Origin of the sequence: Novosphingobium malaysiense (assembly GCF_000802225.1) — a bacterium.
Classification (GTDB): Bacteria; Pseudomonadota; Alphaproteobacteria; order Sphingomonadales; family Sphingomonadaceae; genus Novosphingobium; species Novosphingobium malaysiense.
On sequence record NZ_JTDI01000003.1, the window covers coordinates 345,556 to 365,484 of the forward strand.

Consider the following 19,929-nt stretch of genomic DNA (forward strand, 5'->3'; position numbering starts at 1 on the left):
TGTCACGGGAGTTTCGTCCGATGAAATCCAATGAGCCGATCAACGGGCTCTCGGTCGATGTCGAGGACTGGTTCCAGGTCGGTGCCTTCGAGAAGGTGATCGACCGAAACAGCTGGCCTTCGCTGACCGATCGCGTGGAGCGAAATTGCGACGAAGTTTTGCGCCTGTTTGATGATTGCGGCGTAAAGGGCACGTTCTTTACGCTCGGCTGGGTGGCTGAACGGCATCCGCGGCTGATGCGCCGGATCGCTGCGGAAGGCCATGAGATCGCAAGCCACGGCTGGGATCACGAGCGGGTGTTCCGTCTCGGTGCAGAAGGATTCGCTCTGGATATCGCCCGCGCCCGCAAGGCAATCGAGGATGCTTCAGGCGCGGCGGTTACGGGCTATAGGGCGCCGAGCTTTTCCATCGATGGCCGCACGCCCTGGGCATTCGAGGTGCTGGCCGAGCAGGGTTATGCCTACAGCTCCAGCGTCGCGCCTGTTGCCCATGACCATTACGGCTGGCGCGAGGCGCCGCGCTTTGCCTTTCATCCCTTGGCGGAAAGCGAGCTTGTCGAAGTGCCGGTGACGACTGCGATATTCGCGGGGCGCCGGCTGGCGGCTGGCGGGGGCGGTTTCTTCCGCGTTCTTCCTTATGGATTCTCGCGTTGGGCGATCCGCCAGGTCAACCGCGAGGAATGCCGTCCGGCAGTCTTCTATTTTCATCCCTGGGAAATCGATCCGGAGCAACCGCGCGTTGCCGACGCGCCCATTCGCTCGCGCCTGCGCCACTACACCAACCTCGGTTCCATGGCCGGGAAGTTGCGTCAGCTGATCGGGGATTTTCGCTGGGGACGGATGGATGCAGTGGCGGCGCGCGAGGCCACTCGGGCAATGGCATTGGCGGCATGAACGCGCCTTTCGCCTTGAGTTGCAGCACGGTGCGACTGGCGAATCTGCATGATCCGGGTGAAGTGGCGCGGTTGGAAGGTTTCGTTGCCCGTCATCCCGAGGGCACGCCCTTTCATCGACCGGCGTGGTTTGTCTCTGTTGCCCGTGCGACTGGAAATGAAGCCCACGCGCTGGTGCAGGAGCGGGGCGGCGACATCGTCGCCTTCCTTCCCCTCGATGCCGTCCATTCGCCGATCTTCGGGCGCGTTCTTGCGTCGACGGGGTTCGCGGTCGGAGGCGGCCTGCTGGCGCACGTGGGTGCCGATGTGGAAGCGATGTTCGCTGCTGCCGAGGAACTGGCCCGGCGCCTGTCCTGCCCCTCCATAGAGCTGCGGGGCGGACGTTTACCGCCGGCAGGCGAGGGCTGGGGACTCAAGACCGAATCGCATGCCAACTTTGCCCGTCCGCTGGCCGCCGACGACGATACGCAGTTGCAGGCGATTCCGCGCAAGCAGCGGGCCGAGGTTCGCAAGTCGCTTGGCAGCGATCTGACAGTGGAAGTCGGAACCTCGGAGCGCGACCGGGCGGCGCATTACGAAGTGTTCTGCGAAAGCTATCGCAACCTCGGCACCCCCGTTTTTCCGAGGGCGCTCCTGGACGGCGTCGTCGATGCGTTCGGAAACAATGCCGACATCCTCACGGTCCGCCACGAAGGACGGCCGGTGTCGAGCGTCATCAGCATCTACCATGCAGGCGCCGTCATGCCCTACTGGGGGGGCGGCACCTGGGCGGCACGGCGGCTGAGGGCCAATGAGCGCATGTACTACGAGCTGATGCTGCATGCCCGCCGCCGCGGCTGCATCATCTTCGACTTCGGGCGCTCGAAGACGGGAAGCGGCGCCTATCATTTCAAGCGTAACTGGGGCTTCGAGCCGGAGCCACTGACCTACGCGACATGGACCGCGCCGGGCTCCAAAGTGCGCGAAGCCGATCCCACGAGTTCGAAGCTCTCGTTGCAGATCGCTATCTGGCAGCGCCTGCCTCTTGCGCTCGCAAATCGTCTCGGACCGCCGATTGCACGCGGGATCGGCTGATGGGTGAGATAATGTTTCTGGCCCACCGCATCCCGTTCCCGCCGGACCGGGGAGACAAGATTCGCTCGCACCACGTGCTGAAAGGTCTTGCCCGTCTGGCCCCCGTACATGTGGCGAGTTTTGCGGACGACGAGCAGGATTACCGCTTCGAATCCGATCTGGCCGCGCTTGCCAAGAGCTACCGTCTCGTCGACCGACGCAAGCCGCTGCCGCTGGCCGGGATCGAAGCCTTGGCATCGGCTAGGCCGCTCAGCCTGACGGCGTTTCACGACCGGCGTCTGCAACGCTACGTCCGCGAAGTTCTGTCTCGCCATCCTGTCGATGTGATCTACGTATTCTCAGGCCAGATGGCCCAATATGTCCCTGCTGGCTTTCGAGGACGCGTCGTGGCCGACCTCGTCGACGTCGATTCCGCAAAGTTCGCGGCCTACGCCGCCAAGAGCACGGGATTCCGGGCATGGATGGAACGCCGGGAGGGCAGGCTGATGCGCGCGGTAGAGGCGCGGATCGTGGGAAGCAGCGACGTCACCTTGCTGATAAGCGAAGCCGAAGTGCGGCTGCTGCGCTCCCGTCTTTCGGATACTGCAGCGAGCGCTTCCAAAATCTGTGCCATGGGCAACGGCATCGACAGCGCGGGGTTCGATCCGGTTCGTGTTTCGCCTGAACCGCGAATGCTGGAAAAGCGTGCGCCGCGCCTGATCTTCACGGGACAGATGGATTATGCCCCCAACGTCGAAGCGGTTACGCGCGCGATGGATAGGATAATGCCGCTGGTCAGAAAGTTCTGCCCCGATGCGACATTGCATGTCGTTGGACGCAATCCGCCGCCATCTCTGCAGGCCCGTAGCGGTCGAGACGGTATCGAGGTCTGGGGCAGGGTGGAGGACATCCGTCCGTGGCTCTCCGCTGCAGACATCGCCCTCGTTCCGCTCGAACTCGCGCGCGGTGTGCAGAACAAGGTGCTGGAAGCGATGGCGATGCAGCTTCCCGTTGTGCTCTCGCCGGAGGCGGCAACAGGCATTGATGCATGCGACGGGCGCGACTTTCTCGTAGCGGGTAGCGATGCCGACCTGGCCGATGCAGTCATCTCCCTGGTCCGCGATCCGAAGCGCGAGAAGCGTGTAGCCTCGGCGGCAAGGGATTGGATCGTCGCGCACGCCGGTTGGGATACAGCGCTGGCGAAGCTCCCGGATTATCTGGGGTTCGGCGGTCGGAGCCTGAGCGATGCCGCCTGAACTGCGCACAGTTATGGGCGGCCTTGGCGCCGCTGGTCGGAGTCTTTCACCGGCCTGGCAGAAGGCGTTGGTGCGCCTTGGCGCGGTATGGACCGTTATCCTCGTCATGTTCGCTTCCGACTGGTCGGCGATGGCGCGGCAGTGGTGGGATATCTCCACTTACAACCACATCGTCCTGATCCCGGCTATCCTCGTGTGGCTCGTGTGGCAGCGTTGGCCGGAACTGGAAAAGCTGGAGCCTGTGGCATGGTGGCCCGGGCTGACCCTTTTTGCCGGGGCAGCCTTTATCTGGGTGTTGGGCGCCATGTCCGGACTGGATCTGGCAAGGCAGTTGGGCGCTGTATGCATGTTAGGGGCCGCCGTTCCCGTGCTTCTGGGCCTTCGCGTCAGTGCCGGCCTGATTTTCCCGCTAGGCTACCTCGTTTTCCTCGTTCCCGTGGGGGAGGAACTGGTCAAGGTTCTGCAGATGGTGACGGCGGAGATCACCATTGCCCTGACCCACATCAGCGGCATTCCCGCAGTGATCGACGGCGTCTTCATCGAAACGCCCGCCGGGTTGTTCGAGGTTGCGGAGGCATGCTCGGGCGTGAAGTTTCTCATCGCCATGATCGCATTCGGCGTGTTGGCGGCCAACGTATGCTTCGTTAGCTGGGGCCGACGTCTGGCGATGCTGGCGGCCTGTATCGCCGTTCCGATCGTCGCCAATGGCATCCGGGCGTGGGGCACGATTTACGCCGCCCAGATATTCGGTATCGAAACTGCGGCGGGATTTGATCACATTGTCTACGGATGGATCTTCTTCGCGCTCGTGCTCTCCCTGGTGATCCTCGGCGCGTGGCGTTTCTTCGACCGGCCCGTGAACGTGCCGGTCATCGACGCGGAGGCCATCCGCAGCTCGCCATTGCTGGCACGACTGGACGTCCCGTCGCTTTCCTACAAACGGGTCCTGTTCGCGATAGCCGCCATCATGATCGCGGCGAGGGGCTGGGCTCTAGGCGCCGAGAGCCTGGCTGCGCCCATGCCCCGAATGATCGACCTGCCGGACGTGCCCGGCTGGACGCGCGTGGACTATTCGCCCCGCATCTGGTGGGAACCGCGTGCCGACGGCGCAAAGCACAAGCTGCTCGGCCGGTATCGCGATACCAAGGGAAGTGAGGTTGACGTCTTCGTCGCCGTCTATCCGCGGCAAGGGGAGGGAAGCGAGGCCGGAGGTTTCGGACAGGGCGCAGTCATGCCGGACAGTCCCTGGTCGTGGCAATCGCCCGGTCCTGCCTTCGATACCGGCAAGAGCGAGCGGTTGCTGGGCAGCGGCAACGTCGAACGTCTAGCCGTGACCTGGTATCGCAATGGTCAGATGCTTTCGGGGAGCAACGCAGAGCTCAAACTGGCTGTGATCGCCAATCACCTGCTTTTCCGCGTCAGGCCCACCACCACACTGATCCTTTCGGCAGAAGATGGCTACAAGGGCTCACCGGCGCAGGCCATCGCTGATTTCCGTCGATCCGTCGGTCCCCTCGGACCATGGATGGACCGCTTCGCCGGCGTGCGGTAAAGGCCCCCCTCGCATGTGCGGCATTGCCGGTATCTTTCATCTGGAAACGCCCAAACCTGTCGATCCCGGCAGGGTCGAAGCGATGTGCGATGCGATCGCCCATCGTGGTCCGGATGGCCACGGCGTCTGGACCGCACCCGGTGTAGGCCTGGGACATCGCCGTCTTTCGATCATCGACCTGGCCGGTTCGCCGCAGCCGATGGCAGCATGCGACGGCCGCGCAATGCTCGTATTCAACGGCGAGATCTACAATTTTCGCGAGCTGCGCCACGAACTGAAGAACGCGGGTGCCGTCTTTCGGACTGACGGCGATAGCGAGGTGATCCTCGCTGCGTGGCAGCGCTGGGGGCCCGATTGCGTCACACGCCTGCATGGCATGTTTGCCTTCGCAATTTACGATCTCGATTCCCGGACATTGTTCCTTGCCCGTGACAGACTTGGGGTCAAACCCCTGTACCTGGCGCCATTGAGCGACGGCAGCCTGGCATTCGGTTCTGAACTCAAGGCTTTGCTGGCCCATCCGCTTTTGCGGCGCGAGGTCGATCCGCTGGCCATCGACGATTTTCTCGCATGGGGCTACGTGCCGGATCATCGGTCGTTCCTTAAAGGTGTGTCGAAGTTGCCGGCGGGGCATTCCTTGCTGCTGCGCCACGGGGCGCCGCTTCCCAGGCCCGCCCAGTGGTGGGACGTTTCCTTTGCCGAGCGTCGCAAGGGCAAGCCTGCCGATCTCGAGGCGGAGCTGCTCCACCTCATGCGGCAGGCGGTATCCTCGCGCATGGTCGCCGACGTGCCGCTGGGGGCATTTCTTTCAGGCGGCGTCGATAGCTCCACAGTCGTCGCCCTGATGGCAGAGGCAAGCCAGCATCCGGTGAAGACATGTTCCATCGGCTTTGACGTCGCTGCGCTGGATGAAAGCGATTACGCTGCAAAGGTCGCCCGCCAGTACCATACGGATCACGCATCGCGTCAGGTTTCGCCGGATGACTTCGATGCCATCGACGTACTTGCCGGTATGTTCGACGAGCCTTTTGCCGATGCCTCGGCGCTCCCGACATGGCGTGTGTGCCAATTGGCCCGCAAGTCCGTGACCGTCGCCTTGTCCGGCGATGGCGCGGACGAGGCCCTGGCCGGATACCGGCGACACGTCTTCCTGCACGGCGAGGATCGTGTGCGGGCGTTGCTTCCGCAAGCGCTTCGCGCGCGCCTGTTCGGATCGCTCGGCGCGCTCTACCCCAAGGCCGATTGGGCCCCGCGGCCGCTGCGGGCCAAGACCACTTTGCTGTCGCTGGCGGGCGACAGTGCCGAGGGATATTGTCGCGCTCTGGCCTACGCCTCTCCGGAATCGCGCGATCGGCTCTACTCGGATGCATACAGGCGTCTGCGCGGCGAATATCGGGCCGAACGACCGCTGCTCGACCTGATGCGCTCGGCCCCGGCGCGATCGGGCCTGGATCGCGCGCAATATGCGGACCTCAAGGTGTGGCTTCCGGGCGACATCCTCACAAAGGTCGATCGCGCCAGCATGGCTGTCAGCCTCGAAGCGCGCGAACCGTTGCTGGATCATCGGTTGATCGAATTTGCCGCAAGCCTGCCCGAATCGATGCGCGTGCGCGGGGGGCAGGGCAAGTGGCTGATGAAGCACGCGATGCGCCGATTCCTGCCGGATGACATCCTCTATCGTCCGAAACAGGGATTCGTGACGCCGATTGCACAATGGTTTCGCGGCCCTTTGGCGCAGACGGCTCGAGACATTGCCGGGAGCGCGACACTGGCGCAGACAGAGTGGTTCGATACGCGCCGCCTGGCCGGCCTTGTGGATGACCATGTATCTGGAACGGCAGACAATTCCCGGACGCTGTGGCAGCTTCTGATGTTGAACAAGGCATTTACCCAGTTGGGTATCGGTTGATCGGGACGGAATGCGCGTGTCCACGGCCGGAAGACGGATAATCCATACCCAGTCATTAACTATACCGATTCTTAGGACATTTGCTCTAGACCCGCCAGATGACCGTCAAAATGGGACGCGCATGATCAACATTCGTCGTCATCGCCGACGCCTGATGCGGGCTTTTCCCGCGGCGATGACCTGTGCACGTCCCAGGTTAGCGATCGCCGCGCAATGCCGAGGCCATCATGGCTGAGTTCTGGTCCAATCTACGCAAGATCTGGAAGAACCAGCGTGTCCGGATTGTCTTTTGGGCGGCGTTTACGGGAGTGTTGTTCGGGCTGACGGGCCTGAGCTCGCCAGTCGAAGACTTCCTTGGCAATTTGCGCTGGTCGCTACGTGAAGAGAAGGCGTCCGGAAATCTCGTGATCGTCGAGCAAGATTCGAAGACGCTCGACGCATTGGGTACAACCGATGTTAGCCGCAACAACGATGCGGACGTATTGGCTGCGCTATTTGAGGCCGGTGCAGACCGAGTGTTTTTTGCCCGTCCATTTTCAGGCGAAAATGACGAGGAAAAGGATAAGGCATTCATTCAAGAATTAAAGGAACATCCTGGTAAGATATTCTTAGGAGCCAAGCCTGGTGCAAGTAACCGTAACTATGCATCCAGGATACCTCCTGAAAGATATTACAAGCACGCACATGTTGTTTCTCTCGTAGCTTACTCCAAGGCGTTTAATCTAAATATTGTTCTGCCGCTTGCGTCGGATAGTCCACTTGGAAAAATACCATCTATGTCGGCTGAAATTGCCGGTGTGGATGGTTCCCTTGGGAAGGCCTACGCGCCAGATTACTCGATAAGAGTGTCGTCGTTTAAGACTGTCAGTTATATTGATGTTCTCCGTAGGAATTTTGATAATGCTGTCTTGAAAGGTAAGACGGTGATCATTGCTCCTACAGCGGTGTCTTACAACAACATTCATTCCGTTCCGGGGCTGGGTTTTGGAGCGGCTGAACCTTACTTTCATGCAATCGGTGCCGAGACTTTGGCGCATGGCGTCCCAGTGCATCTTGGGTGGTTTCCCCCGCTCTTGGTGGTTCTGATCGTTGTCGCCACGGGTCTGGGACGAGGGCGGGCGCTCGATGTTTATCGTTTCACGGGTCTCGTACTTGTCTTCGTCGGCCTGCCGTTTTTGCTTGATACCATAAGAGTGTCGGTCGAGATTGTTCCCTCACTGGTCGTGGCACTGGTTGCCGTGATCCGGATGAGGAACCTTGATCGAGTGGAAGTGGCAGGGGAGACGAACGCCGGGTCGGGCTTGCCCAGCGTTCAGGCACTGCGCACGTCGGAAGCGCTTTCTCCCCAAATTTTGGTTGCATTGAAAATTCGCAATTACGGCGCCATCATTGGCAGCTTCGCTGAACATGTTGAAGCCGAGTTGGCCAATGAAATCGTGCGCCGCATCCGCATCAGCGACGAACCGGTTACCGTTTATCACGAAGGCGGCATGTTTGTCTGGTTGTCCAATATCCGCAGTTCCTTCGATCTGCTGGAGAACTTGGAAGGCCTACATCGTATCGTTCAGAATGGCATTCAGGTGGGCGGCCTGGATATTGATCTATCGTTCAATTGCGGGATCGACTCGGACTTCGACCGGCCGATGGGGAGCCGAATTGCCGGTGCAATGCAGGCGGCCGAAGAGGCAGTGCGCAATGACGAATTGGTCTATCAGAACGACAGCCGCCGACAGGAGGCGCAGTGGGAAATCTCGTTGCTTACGTCACTGGACCGCGCGATTGACAATGGCGAAGTCTGGGTAGCCTACCAGCCGAAACTCGATCTCAAGCTAAACCGCATCTGCGGTGCAGAAGCTCTGGTTCGTTGGACCCATCCGGAGCGAGGGCCGATAAGTCCTGAGAAGTTCATCCGTATTGCCGAAGAATTTCACCGGATTGAGCGTATTACAAGGTTCGTGATTAACGACGCAGTCCGCACCGCGGTGGAATTGCAGCGCATGGGGTATGATCTGACCATGTCGGTCAATATCTCCGCTCAGTTGCTCCGCAACCCAGGCCTACCAGGGATGATTGCCGACATATTGGCCGAGCATGAGCTTCCGCCTGACAGGCTGATCCTGGAGATCACTGAAACAGATCGTCTCGATCGGAGCTCGCGTACATACCAGATGCTGCAACGTCTTGTTCGCTCGGGTCTTCGCCTGTCTATCGACGACTTTGGAACCGGCAACGCCACTATCGATTATCTGCGCTATCTGCCGGCCAGCGAAGTGAAGATCGACAAGAGTTTTGTCTCAGCCATGGAGACCAGCAAGGAAGATCTCCTGCTCGTCCAGTCAATCATCGATATGGCCCACTCGCTGGATCGGACGGTGGTCGCGGAGGGTGTGGAAACAGCCACCGGATTGGAGACACTCAGGGAACTGCACTGCGATGTGATTCAGGGATATTACCTCAGTCGGCCCGTCCCATTCCGGGAACTGCTTGAGCAGATCGTCCAGCCGAGGGCTCTTAAAATTGGTTAATGTTCCTTGAAAACCTCTTAACTCATTGTTAACCATGTAAAGGCCGCGCTAAGAGCGGTCGTTCACATGGGGAATGACAATGAAGAAATGGCCTTGGGGCGGCTGGTATTTCTGACCAGCGCCTGAAAAATGAAGCATGCTGCATCGACAATGTAGCGACGCAGTAGAAATAGCCCCCCAAAAACCTCACTGGCTTTTGGGGGGCTATTGTATATTTAGAAATTGAGATTTGTGCCCGGTATGTGGGTTTAGGATATCGATGGTCTTTTATTGTGCTCAAATCACTGGACGGCACATCTTTGAGTGCAAATAGTTCACCAGTCTAACGGAATGGCGAAATGTCTTCTGCATCCCGATTCGGGAATCCTTGACCGATGTCAGCCTTCGCCATGGCCCAGCGCGAGATAGTCCGCGCTCTGCATTTCATTCAGGCGGCTGACGGTGCGTTCGAATTCGAAGCGGCCGGTTCCGGCCTGATACAGGTCTTCCGGTGCCGCATCGGCAGCGGCAATCAGCTTGACCTTGTTTTCGTATAGCGCGTCGATGAGCGTCACGAAGCGGGCGGCCTCATTCCGCCTGTCCGGCCCCATCTTCGGAATGCCGACCAGGATCACTGAATGGTAGGCGCGGGCAATGGCCAGGTAGTCCGATGCCCCGCGCGCTTCGCCGCATAGCCGTTTGAAGCTGAATACTCCGACGCCTTTCAGGCTCTTGGGCACGTGCAGCATGCGTCCCCCGCCGACGTCTATTTCTGCCGAAGGAACGTGTTCTGCATCTTCCGGGGGATAGTCCGTCAGGCGATAGAAGGCTTCGCGGGCCTGTTCTGTAGCTTCCTCGCCCAAGGGCATATGCCAGGTCGCCATGCCGCCAAGGCGCTGCAGGCGATAGTCGGTCGGGCCATTCAGCGTGAAGACGTCGAGCTGGTTTTTGATCAGGTCGATGAATGGGAGGAAGTGCTCGCGGTTGAGCCCGTCCTTGTAGAGCTCTGATGGAGCGCGGTTCGAAGTGGCGACGATCGTCACGCCTTCATTCACGATCAGGTGTGTGAACAGCCGGCTCATGATCATAGCATCAGCCGAATTGTTGACGACCATCTCGTCGAACGCGAGACAGCGCACGTTTCGGGCAATGGCGGCGGCTACTGGCGGGATCGGATCGCCCGACTCGGACTTTCGTTCATCGCGGAGCAGCGCGTGGACTTCGAGCATGAAGGCATGGAAGTGGACGCGGCGCTTTTCCGGGATGTCGAGCGTTTGGATGAACAGATCCATCAGCATCGACTTGCCGCGCCCGACGCCGCCCCACATATAGATGCCGCGCGGAGGCTCGGGTTTCTTGCCCAGAAGTTTGCCGATCAGCCCCTTGGACGAGGCCGTCTTGTAAAGCTCGCGCTGCAGACGGTTCAGGCGTTCTGCCGCGGCTTCCTGTTCGGGATCGGGCCGCAACTCGCCGGTCGCGACCAGCGCTTCGTAGCGTTCGAGCATGGCTGTCATCGCACGCTCGGTTTGCGCAGGGTGCCAATGAAATTGGCTACCAGATGATCGTCTTGCTCGACGGTTCCGCGCAGGAAGACGAGGCGGCGGGTTTCCTTCACCACTTCGGAGACGACATCGAGCGGTTCACCGATCCTGCCCGCGCCAACGAACTGGTTGTGCAGGTCCAGCGTGACCGATCCGGCGGCATCGGCGCCGAGGACGGTGTAGATCGCCGCGAACATGGCGACGTCGATCAGCGCCAGCGTTACGCCGCCGTGGACGTTGCTGAGCAGGTTGCTGTGCCGTGTTTCCACGTCGAGCAACCGCAGGCGGGCGCCGCGCTCACCCTCGGGGCGGATGATCATGCGGCCGAGCGCGTACGTGTTGAAACGCGCATCGTCGTTCACGCGCCACGTATGCCAACCCGGGTTTTCCGGGTCGGGGACGTGGATGAATTCGCCGGTCGGCTTCATCCGAAGACCTTGCCGTTGCGCCTTTAGACCTGGCGCTCGGCCTGCATCTTCTTGATCTCGGCGATCGCGCGCGCGGGCGAGAGGCCCTTGGGGCACACGTTGGCGCAGTTCATGATGGTGTGGCAGCGATAGAGGCGGAAGGGATCTTCGAGCTCGTCGAGGCGCTCACCGGTCATTTCGTCGCGGCTGTCGGCCAGCCAGCGATAGGCCTGGAGCAGGATCGCCGGGCCGAGGAACTTGTCCGAATTCCACCAGTAGCTCGGACACGAGGTCGAGCAGCAGGCGCACAGGATGCACTCGTAGAGGCCGTCCAGCTTCTCGCGCTGCTCGGGAGTCTGCAGGCGTTCCTTGCCCGACGGCGTGGTCGAAACGGTCTGCAGCCAGGGGCGGATCGAGGCGTACTGCGCGTAGAAGTGCGTGAAGTCGGGTACGAGGTCCTTGACCACGTCCATGTGCGGCAGCGGGGTAATGCGGATGTCGCCCTTGAGGTCCTCGATCGCGGTGGTGCAGGCGAGGCCGTTCTTGCCGTTCATGTTCATCGCGCACGAACCGCAGATGCCTTCACGGCAGGAGCGGCGGAACGTCAGCGTCGGGTCCTGTTCGCTCTTCATCTTGATGAGCGCGTCGAGAACCATCGGACCGCAAGCGTCGAGATCGATCTCGAAGGTGTCGTAACGCGGGTTTTCGCCCGAATCCGGATCGTAGCGGTAGACGGTGAACTTCTTCACCTTGGTGGCGCCTTCCGCCTTGTGGACGTTGCCCTTCTTCTTGATCTTGCTACTGGCCGGGAGGGTGAAGGTCGCCATGAAAAATCCCCGTGATCTTGCATTGCGGCAAAAACCGCTACTGTTGGTCCCCTCTAGCGATTCAGCCGCGCGGGGCAAGAGGTCAAAGTCGCAGGTGTGCTGGCGACAACTTCCCAAACTTTGTCCACATCGGGCATGGTGGAAATCCGTTCAAGGTATTGAAATAAAAAGGGGTTTAAATTCAAAGCGTGAATATATCCGCGGACCGGAAGGGCTTCAGACGCATTCTTGCGCAGACGCGCCTTGGTAGGAAAGCCCGATTTCGTCGCGAAAATGTAAGAGAATCGCCGCCGCGCTGCGTGCAATCACGGCTCGTCGGGGAAAGAACCGAGATATCCCGGCCCCTGGCTGACCAGATCCGCATGGCATCCGGACTGCTGCAGGAGGGCCAGCGTTTCCTTGCGATTGGTGACGATTGTCCAGTTCCGGCGGGCGGCCGGCGGCGCTTTGCCGTCGCGTACCGATTGCAGGGTTTTGGCGAGCACGTGAGGGTCGGGCGCATGTACGGCCAGGCCTTCGTTGGCAAAGGCGGCCCTGTTCACGCCCAGCGCTTCGCAGGCGGTCGCGAGGTCGGGCACGTCTTCCAGGGCGATGCGGCGGTGCGCCTCGATGATGCCGGCGGCCTCGGGATAGGCGATCTCGCCGTCACGGGTCAGAACGGGCAGGTCGGCATTCCATGCTTCGGGCGGGCAGAGCCTGTCCTGCGGCGTCCAGTCGGTAAGCGGCCGGCGTTCGAGCGGGTAGATGCGGCAGATGCGCGGTCGGGCTTCGTAGTTGCCGCAGCGCATGTCCGGCTGCAGGTGCGGGCAGGGGCCTTCGTGATAGGCGACCAGCGCGATGGCGATGCGCACCGGAATCTCGCCGCTCATTCCCGGAAACGAACGCGCCTTGTCGTAGGCCGATTGCGGCGTTTCCGGCTCGGGATCCGCCGGCCATGGCAGGGCTTCGGACAGGATCTGCACGGTATGGCCGCGTCCTGCCCAGGTGATTGCTTCGTCCACGCTCAAGGTCAGCCGCAGGTCGTGGCAGCATTTGCCGCACTGTGTGCAGTCGAAGTGAATGGTCATGGCGCTCCCCGTTGTGGATCGTGTCGCGCGCTGCCCTTGCCGTCGCAGGGCCTCGGGTCAAGCGTGCGTCGTCGCGCGTCTTGTCATCGCCTGCGATAACGCAGCAGCAGCACCAGCGGCGCCAGGGCGAAGGCTATGACGTAGAGCAGCCAGAACGAGTTGGTATAGGAAACCATCAGTGCCTGTCGGCCGATCTCGCCGCTGGCCCGCAGCATCTCGATCGGCGAGCCGAAGTCGAAGTCCGGCCAGCGCCAGGCCAGCGCGGGGTTGTCCGGACGAACGCCCTCGACCAGGCGCGAATGGACCGAAGCCTCGTTGCGGATCGTGAGAGATTGCATGACCGAAATCCAAACCGACCCGCCCAGCGCGCGGATAAGCGAATTCATCGCCGTGCCCTGATTGCGCAAGTGCGCAGGGATGGTGGCGAACACCACCGTCGTGATCGGAACGAACAGGAAGGCGCCGCCCACGCCCTGAACGAAGCCTGCCAGTTCGACCAGCCGTGCGTCCATGTGCAGCGAAAAGCCGGCCATCATCGCGGCCGAGAGCCCGCTGATCACCATGCCGACCACGATCAGCACGCGCGGATCGCTCCGGTTCACGAGAGCGCCGACGACCGGCATCATGATCATGGTGCCGACACCGCGCGGTGCCATGGCGAAACCGACCAGCATCGCCGGATAGCCCATGAGGTCCGACAGGAGCGGCGCGGTCATGGCCATGACGGAAAACATCAGTCCGCCGAGAAAGAACCCGAAGACCGAACCGACAGCGAAGTTGCGGTCGCGGAAGATTGCCAGATTCACGAAAGGCCGGTCGGTGGTGAGGGTATGGACCATGAAGAGGTAGAAAGACGTCGCCGCCAGCACCGCCTCGATCCAGATTTCGCGCGATTCGAACCAGTCGAGCATCTGCCCGCGGTCGAGCATGAGCTGGAACGAACCGATGGCGACGGCCAGCAGCGCGAAACCGGTGAAATCGAGGTCGACCGCGTTTTCGTCTTCGAAGGCAGGCAGGACAGCCAGCAATCCCAGCACGGAAAGGATGCCGAAAGGCAGGTTGATGAAGAAAATCCAGCGCCAGTTGAAGATCTCGATCAGCCAGCCCCCCAGGATCGGCCCGCAGATCGGCCCCAGGATCACGCCCACCCCCCAGGTCGCCATGGCGGAGCCGTGCCGCTCGGGCGGGTTGATGTCGAGCAGGATGGCCTGGCTCATCGGTAGCAGCGCGGCCCCCATCATCCCCTGCAACATGCGGAACAGGACGAGTTGTTCGAAATTGGCCGCCATGCCGCACAGCATCGAGGCCACGGTGAAGCCCACCACCGAGGTGATGAACAGCCGCTTGCGGCCGAATCGGCTCGCCAGCCAGCCGGAAAGCGGCGTGAAGATGGCGGACATGATGATGTAGCTGGTGAGCACCCAGGTGATCTGTTCGCGCGAGGCGGAGGTGCTCGCCTGCATGTGCGGCAGAGCCACATTGGCGATGGTCGCATCGAGTTGGGTCATGAAGGCCGCTGCCAGCGAGAACAGCGTAATCAGCCGCCGTCGGCCTTCGGGAGGATAGGCATGCATCGTGCCGGACATTCGAGACAATCGCCTGCCTGTGCAAGTCACCATGATGGAACCGCGTGGGCGATGGGAATTGACGGCAAAGGCCTTGCCCACCGGCAGGTGCAGTGAGACCTTGGCCGAAACACGACGAACGGGAGACGAGGCCATGGCCGCGCGCGGGCATCGCGACATCTTTGCAGCAGACATGGCGTGGCAGGAAGGTGAATCGCCTGGCATCCGCTATGCGCGCTTCCTTCTCGAGGAAGGCAGCGGCACGTCACCGATGGTGATCCTTTCGCGCTTCGAGCCGGGAGAGGTGGTGGGCGCGCATACGCACGACACCAACTACTTCGAATACGTGATCGAGGGTGAGCAGACGGTCGGCAAGGTGACGTTCGGCAAGGGCGATGTGCGTCTGGTCTCGGCCGGGACCGGGTATGGGCCGATCGTCATCGGGCCGCAGGGCTGCACGGTTCTCATCGTCTTTCAGGAGGCGGCCCGGGCCATGACGATACCCAAGGGCCAGACAGCAACAGGGAATTGATGCAATGAGCGAGTGGCAGGGACGCACTGCGGTCGTCACGGGCGGCGGGCGCGGATTCGGCAAGGCGTTCGGCAAGGCGCTGGCCGGCGAGGGCGCGCACGTCGTGCTGGTCGACATCGATGCCGGTGGAGCCGAGGCCGCCGCAGCGGAGATCCGTGCATTGGGCGGTTCGGCCGAAGGCATGGGCGGCGACGTCACCGACGAGGCGCGCATGGCCGAAGTCATGGCGCAGGCGGCAAAGGCGCATGGCGGGATCGACCTGCTGGTGAACAATGCCGGTCTGCATTCGGACGAATACGGCCAGCCGATCCTCAAGATGGGGCTCGCCAAGGTCCGGCGCCTGTTCGACGTCAACGTGATCGGCGTCGCGTGCTGCACGCTCGCCGCGCATCCGCACATGAAAGGCCGGGCAGGGGCCTCGATCGTCAATATCTCCTCCAGCGCGGCGCACATGGGCGGATCGGCCTATGGCGACAGCAAGCTGGCTGTTGCGGGCCTCACCATCACTTTCGCGCGCGAACTGGGCGTGGACGGCATTCGCGTGAATGCGATCTCGCCCGGGCTGATGCTCACCGATACGATCCGCAAGGAACTGCCCGAAGCGACCAAGGCGCGGGTGCAGGCGATGCAGCTGATCGCCGGCGACGGGCTGGAAGAGGACATCGTCGAAGCGCTGCTCTACCTCGCCTCGAAAAAGGCGCGCTTCGTCACCGGCGAGACGCTGCGCGTGACCGGCGGCATGGCGGCGGGCGTATGACCCGGCATAAGGGCGATATCTCCCCGGACAAGGCCGTGACCGGGCGCAGCTCCTATCCGCCGCCGCACGACGAGAAGGTGAAGGGGCGCAAGACCTGGATGCTGACGCGCCAATGGAAGCTCTCGCAGTTCGGGGTGAATAGGGTGGAGCTGCCGCCCGGCGCCTGGTCCACCCAGCGCCACTGGCACCGCACCAACGACGAACTGGTGGTGATGATCTCGGGCGAGCTCGTGCTCGTCACCGACGATGGCGAGGAGACCTTGCGCGCGGGCGACTGCGTGGGGTTCAAGGCCGGGGTGGAAAATGCCCACCACCTGCAGAACCGCTCGGACGAACCGGCGATCTACTACGACATCGGCGGGCGCGATGCCTGGGACGTCTCGACGTTCCCCGACATCGGCCTGGAAGCGCGCACGCATCAGGAACTGCGCTTTCGCGAGACCGGGAACAAGGCATGATCCGGCTGCTTTATTTCCCCACGCTCAATGGCCACAAGGTCGCGATCGCGCTGGAGGAAATGGGGCTGCCCTACGAAGTCGAAATCGTCGACATCCTGAAAGGCGAGCAGGACGCCGTGGCTTTCCGCGCGGTCAATCCGAACGGCAAGATCCCGGCGCTGGTCGATGGCGATGTGCGCGTGTTCGAAAGCGCGGCGATCCTGCAGTACCTCGGCCGCAAGACCGGCCGGTTCTACCCGGCCGACGAGGGTGTGCGCACCCAGGTCGATTCCTGGCTGTTCTGGCAGATGGCCGGGCTGGGACCGATGTCCGGCCAGCTCAACTGGTTCACCCGCGCCGCGCAGCATCCCGACCGTGAGCCCGCCGAGACCTCGCTTCCTATCCACCGCTTCCGCAAGGAGACCGAGCGGCTCTTCGCCGTGCTCGAAAAGGCGTTGGAAGACCGCGACTATCTGTGCGGAGACTATTCGATCGCCGACATGTGCGTGTGGCCGTGGATCGAGAAGTACCCCGATAACGGCGGCGGGCTCGACGCGCACCCCGCCATCGCCGACTGGCACGCGCGCATTGCCGAGCGGCCCGCGGTCCAGCGCGCGCTCGACGTCGGTGCGGATGTGATCGCGGCCTATCAGAACAAGGCCTCGTGACCCGCGCCTGCATCTTCGGCGCCGGCGGCGGCATCGGCGCCGCGCTGGTGGAAGCACTCGCGGCGCGCGCGGACGTTTCTTGCGTCTATGCCGCCAGCCGTACGCCGCCTGCCGCCAGCGATACGGTGGTCCCGCTGACTTGCGACGTGACCGACGAGGACAGCCTCGCCCAAGCCGCCGCAACGATGAAGGAGCAGGGCGCGCCCGACCTCGTGATCGTCGCCACCGGCGCGCTGGAATTCGCCGACGGAGCAGGGCCGGAACGCACGCTCAAGAAGCTCGACGCCGGGCGCATGGCGCAGCTTTTCGCGATCAACACCATCGCCCCGGCCATGGTCGCACGGCATGTCCTGCCGCTCTTCCCGCGCGAGGGGCGCAGCGTCTTCGCGGCGATTTCCGCGCGGGTCGGCTCGATCTCCGACAACCGGCTGGGCGGGTGGCACAGCTACCGCGCCTCGAAAGCCGCGCTCAACATGCTGGTGCGCAACTTCGCCATCGAGATGGGCCGCACGCACCGCGAAAGCGTGATCGTGTCGCTGCATCCGGGCACCGTCGATACGCCGCTGTCCGAGCCGTTCCAGAACAACCTTCCCGAGGGCCAGCTGACCGCACCCGCACAGGCCGCGCGGAACCTGATCGCGGTCCTCGACGGCCTGACTGCGGCCGAGAGCGGCGGCTTCTTCGCCTGGGACGGGCAGCCGATCCCGTTCTGATTGCCCCGCGCGGGTCATGCACTTGCCTGCGCGTTCGCGCCCGGCGCGCGCCCTTTTCGCCCGGCCCGCCTTGGCCTAGGCTGCGCGGATGGGAGAAAGCATAAAAACCTTTTGCCGCAACTGCAGCGCCCTTTGCGCCATGGAAATCGAGATGGACGAGGGCCGCATGGTCCGCGCCCGACCCGATGGCACGGCCTCACCGTACGGCGCCTATCTCTGCCCCAAGGGCCTAGCCGCCGTCGACTTTCACAATGGCGCGGAAAACCGGCTGCTCCAGAGCCTCGCGCGCCAGCCCGACGGCACTTTCGCCCCCGTCGATAACGACGCCGCCGTCGATGCCATCGCTGCCAAGCTCAAGGCGCTCGTGGCCGAACACGGCCCGCGCAGCGTGGCGGTCTATCACGGCACCGGGGCCTATCGCTGCGTCCTGGGCGGGCTGATGGAGCGCGCTTTCGTGGCGGCGCTCGGCACGCCCAATTTCTTCTCGACGATGACCATCGACCAGTCGGCCAAGTGGGTCACGATGGCGCGGCTGGGCACGATGGCGAGCGGCAAGAACGCCATGCGCGATTGCGACGTGGCGCTGCTCGCCGGGGGCAATCCGCTGGTTACGCATCAGGGCGCGCCTTATGCCGTGGCCGAAAGCGGGGCGCCCGCGCGCGGTTTCGAAGCGGCGCGCGCCAACGGCTGCAAGGTGATCCTGGTCGATCCCCGCCGCACCGAGACCGCCCGCTTCGCCGACCTGCTGATCCAGCCGCTGCCCGGCCACGACGCCGCGATCTTCGCCGCCATTGCCCATATCCTGCTGCGCGACGGCACTTACGACCGCGCATTCGTGGAGAAGTGGTGCAACGGGCTGGAGGAGCTGCGGGCCGCCGTCGCCCCGTTCACGCCCGAAATGGCCGCCGCGCGCGCCGACGTGCCGGTCGAGCAGATCGAACTGGCCGCGAAGTGGCTGGGCGAGGCACACCGCGTGACCACCGGCAGCGGCACCGGCCCCTCGTTCTCCACGCACTCCAACGCCAACGATCACATGATCGAGGTCGTGAATGCGCTTTGTGGCGGCTATCGGCGTGAGGGCGACAGGGTGCGCAATCCCGGCACCCTGCGCACCAAGCCGGTCTATGAAATGGCCGTCTCCCCGTCGCGCAGTTTCGAGCGCGATCCCAAGTGCGTTAGCGAGGATACCGGCACGCTTCTGGGCGAAATGCCCTCCGCGCTGCTGCCTGCGGAGATCATGGCCGACCATCCCGACCGCATCCGCGCGCTGATCGTGTTCGGCGGCGATCCGCTGATGGCGGTGGGCGATCCGGCGGTGGCCAAGCCGGCGTTCGAACACCTCGACCTGCTCGTTTCGCTCGATTGCCGGATGAACGAGACGGCCAAGCTGGCCGACTACGTCATTGCCAGCAGCCAGCCGTTCGAGCGGCACGAGATCTCGATCCCCGGCGATGCGCTCTACCCCGCGCCTTTCGCGCAATATACGCGGCCTGTGGTGGAAAAGCCCGCAGGCTGCCTGCACGACTGGGAGTTCTTCTGGGCGCTTGCACACCGCATGGGCGTGCCGCTGACCTTCAAGTTCTGGGCCTATGGCCTCAACTTCGCCGACATTCCCGAAGGGCTGGACCTCTCGGGCCCCGAAAAGCCCGATCCGGAAGAGCTGTGCCGCTTTCTAGCAGCGGGTAGCGCTGTGCCTTTCGACGAACTGCTCGCCCATCCCGAAGGCGTGCGGCCCGACATGCCAGAGCAGTTCGTCCAGCCGGCGCCGGCGGCTGGCGGGAAGCTCGAATTGATGCCGCCCGATGTCGCGGACGAAATGGCGATCATTCGGGATGAGCAGGAGGAAGCTGCGCGGCCTTATCGCCTGATCAGCCGCCGCATTCTCCACGCCATCAACGGCGCCTACCGCCATTCGCGCGAAGCGAAACGGCGCTATCCGGTCAACTTCGCCTACATGAACCCCGACGACATGGCGCGCGACGGTCTGTGCGAGGGTGATGCCGTGGAAATCGCCTCGGACGACGGCATGGTGCGCACGCAGGTGAAGGCGGAAGACCGCCTGCGCCCCGGCGTCGTCTCGATGACGCACATGTTCGGCCCGCTCGTCTCGACCGACGATCCCGAAGCGGACGAAGGCGCCAATGTCGGCCAGCTCTGTTCGCTGACCAGGGTGCTGGAGCCGGTGAACTTCATGCCGCGCTTTTCGGCAATTCCTGTTACCGTGCAGGCCTACGAGAAACACTGAGAGG

At 62.8% G+C, this 19,929-nt stretch carries 17 protein-coding genes; 12 read left to right on the forward strand and 5 right to left on the reverse strand.

The genetic code is table 11. From position 1 onward, the window contains the following. Nucleotides 1-20 precede the first annotated feature (20 nt). The 6 genes from LK12_RS09605 to LK12_RS09630 all read left to right on the forward strand — a co-directional run bounded on the left by LK12_RS09605 (nucleotide 21) and on the right by LK12_RS09630 (nucleotide 9,187). Nucleotides 21-893 carry an XrtA system polysaccharide deacetylase gene (locus tag LK12_RS09605; RefSeq protein ID WP_039282730.1) on the forward strand — a complete coding sequence of 291 codons (873 nt, stop codon included), beginning with the start codon at nucleotides 21-23 and terminating at the stop codon, nucleotides 891-893. Further along, a complete protein-coding gene (locus tag LK12_RS09610; protein WP_039282734.1) occupies nucleotides 890-1,966 on the forward strand; it encodes a FemAB family XrtA/PEP-CTERM system-associated protein in 1,077 nt (358 codons plus the stop codon). Before LK12_RS09605 ends, LK12_RS09610 begins: the two co-directional genes overlap by 4 nt. Then, on the forward strand, nucleotides 1,966-3,201 hold the full coding sequence (locus LK12_RS09615) for a TIGR03087 family PEP-CTERM/XrtA system glycosyltransferase (RefSeq protein ID WP_039282737.1): 1,236 nt from the start codon (nucleotides 1,966-1,968) through the stop codon (nucleotides 3,199-3,201). Before LK12_RS09610 ends, LK12_RS09615 begins: the two co-directional genes overlap by 1 nt. A 13-nt stretch (nucleotides 3,202-3,214) precedes the next feature. Next, the gene (gene xrtA / locus LK12_RS09620) at nucleotides 3,215-4,753 is read left to right on the forward strand and encodes an exosortase A (protein ID WP_039282738.1); all 1,539 of its coding nucleotides are present in this window, start codon (nucleotides 3,215-3,217) and stop codon (nucleotides 4,751-4,753) included. Between the two features lie 13 nt (nucleotides 4,754-4,766). Continuing rightward, the gene (locus LK12_RS09625) at nucleotides 4,767-6,662 is read left to right on the forward strand and encodes an XrtA/PEP-CTERM system amidotransferase (RefSeq protein ID WP_039282742.1); all 1,896 of its coding nucleotides are present in this window, start codon (nucleotides 4,767-4,769) and stop codon (nucleotides 6,660-6,662) included. Nucleotides 6,663-6,889: 227 nt separating this feature from the next. Further along, nucleotides 6,890-9,187, forward strand: coding sequence for an EAL domain-containing protein (locus tag LK12_RS09630; protein WP_039282746.1), 2,298 nt, complete (start codon nucleotides 6,890-6,892; stop codon nucleotides 9,185-9,187). Between the two features lie 377 nt (nucleotides 9,188-9,564). Here the strand turns inward: LK12_RS09630 and zapE are convergent, their stop codons facing one another. The 5 genes from zapE to LK12_RS09655 all read right to left on the reverse strand — a co-directional run bounded on the left by zapE (nucleotide 9,565) and on the right by LK12_RS09655 (nucleotide 14,594). Continuing rightward, nucleotides 9,565-10,680: a cell division protein ZapE gene (zapE, locus tag LK12_RS09635; protein WP_039282748.1), complete on the reverse strand. Its 1,116-nt coding sequence runs from the start codon at nucleotides 10,678-10,680 to the stop codon at nucleotides 9,565-9,567. Next, nucleotides 10,677-11,135, reverse strand: coding sequence for a PaaI family thioesterase (locus LK12_RS09640; protein WP_039282752.1), 459 nt, complete (start codon nucleotides 11,133-11,135; stop codon nucleotides 10,677-10,679). Before LK12_RS09640 ends, zapE begins: the two co-directional genes overlap by 4 nt. 23 nt (nucleotides 11,136-11,158) lie before the next feature. After that, nucleotides 11,159-11,941: a succinate dehydrogenase iron-sulfur subunit gene (locus LK12_RS09645; RefSeq protein WP_039282755.1), complete on the reverse strand. Its 783-nt coding sequence runs from the start codon at nucleotides 11,939-11,941 to the stop codon at nucleotides 11,159-11,161. Between the two features lie 305 nt (nucleotides 11,942-12,246). Continuing rightward, nucleotides 12,247-13,008: a YkgJ family cysteine cluster protein gene (locus LK12_RS09650; protein ID WP_039282758.1), complete on the reverse strand. Its 762-nt coding sequence runs from the start codon at nucleotides 13,006-13,008 to the stop codon at nucleotides 12,247-12,249. Between the two features lie 83 nt (nucleotides 13,009-13,091). Beyond that, nucleotides 13,092-14,594 (reverse strand): DHA2 family efflux MFS transporter permease subunit, encoded by a 1,503-nt coding sequence (locus LK12_RS09655; protein ID WP_039282761.1) that lies wholly within the window; start codon nucleotides 14,592-14,594, stop codon nucleotides 13,092-13,094. A gap of 133 nt (nucleotides 14,595-14,727) precedes the next feature. On the opposite strand from LK12_RS09655, the gene LK12_RS09660 reads away from it, so the two are divergent. The 6 genes from LK12_RS09660 to LK12_RS09685 all read left to right on the forward strand — a co-directional run bounded on the left by LK12_RS09660 (nucleotide 14,728) and on the right by LK12_RS09685 (nucleotide 19,925). Further along, complete coding sequence (locus LK12_RS09660) at nucleotides 14,728-15,105, forward strand: cupin domain-containing protein (protein ID WP_039282765.1); 378 nt, start codon at nucleotides 14,728-14,730, stop codon at nucleotides 15,103-15,105. A 4-nt stretch (nucleotides 15,106-15,109) separates the two neighbouring features. Then, a complete protein-coding gene (locus LK12_RS09665) occupies nucleotides 15,110-15,862 on the forward strand; it encodes an SDR family NAD(P)-dependent oxidoreductase (RefSeq protein ID WP_039282768.1) in 753 nt (250 codons plus the stop codon). Next, the gene (locus LK12_RS09670) at nucleotides 15,859-16,320 is read left to right on the forward strand and encodes a cupin domain-containing protein (RefSeq protein WP_052223300.1); all 462 of its coding nucleotides are present in this window, start codon (nucleotides 15,859-15,861) and stop codon (nucleotides 16,318-16,320) included. Before LK12_RS09665 ends, LK12_RS09670 begins: the two co-directional genes overlap by 4 nt. After that, on the forward strand, nucleotides 16,317-16,967 hold the full coding sequence (locus LK12_RS09675) for a glutathione S-transferase family protein (RefSeq protein ID WP_039282771.1): 651 nt from the start codon (nucleotides 16,317-16,319) through the stop codon (nucleotides 16,965-16,967). Before LK12_RS09670 ends, LK12_RS09675 begins: the two co-directional genes overlap by 4 nt. Further along, nucleotides 16,964-17,680 carry an SDR family NAD(P)-dependent oxidoreductase gene (locus tag LK12_RS09680; protein ID WP_039282774.1) on the forward strand — a complete coding sequence of 239 codons (717 nt, stop codon included), beginning with the start codon at nucleotides 16,964-16,966 and terminating at the stop codon, nucleotides 17,678-17,680. The genes LK12_RS09675 and LK12_RS09680 overlap by 4 nt, the downstream gene beginning before the upstream one ends. A gap of 88 nt (nucleotides 17,681-17,768) precedes the next feature. Next, nucleotides 17,769-19,925: a molybdopterin-containing oxidoreductase family protein gene (locus tag LK12_RS09685; RefSeq protein WP_082010448.1), complete on the forward strand. Its 2,157-nt coding sequence runs from the start codon at nucleotides 17,769-17,771 to the stop codon at nucleotides 19,923-19,925. Nucleotides 19,926-19,929: the final 4 nt, after the last annotated feature.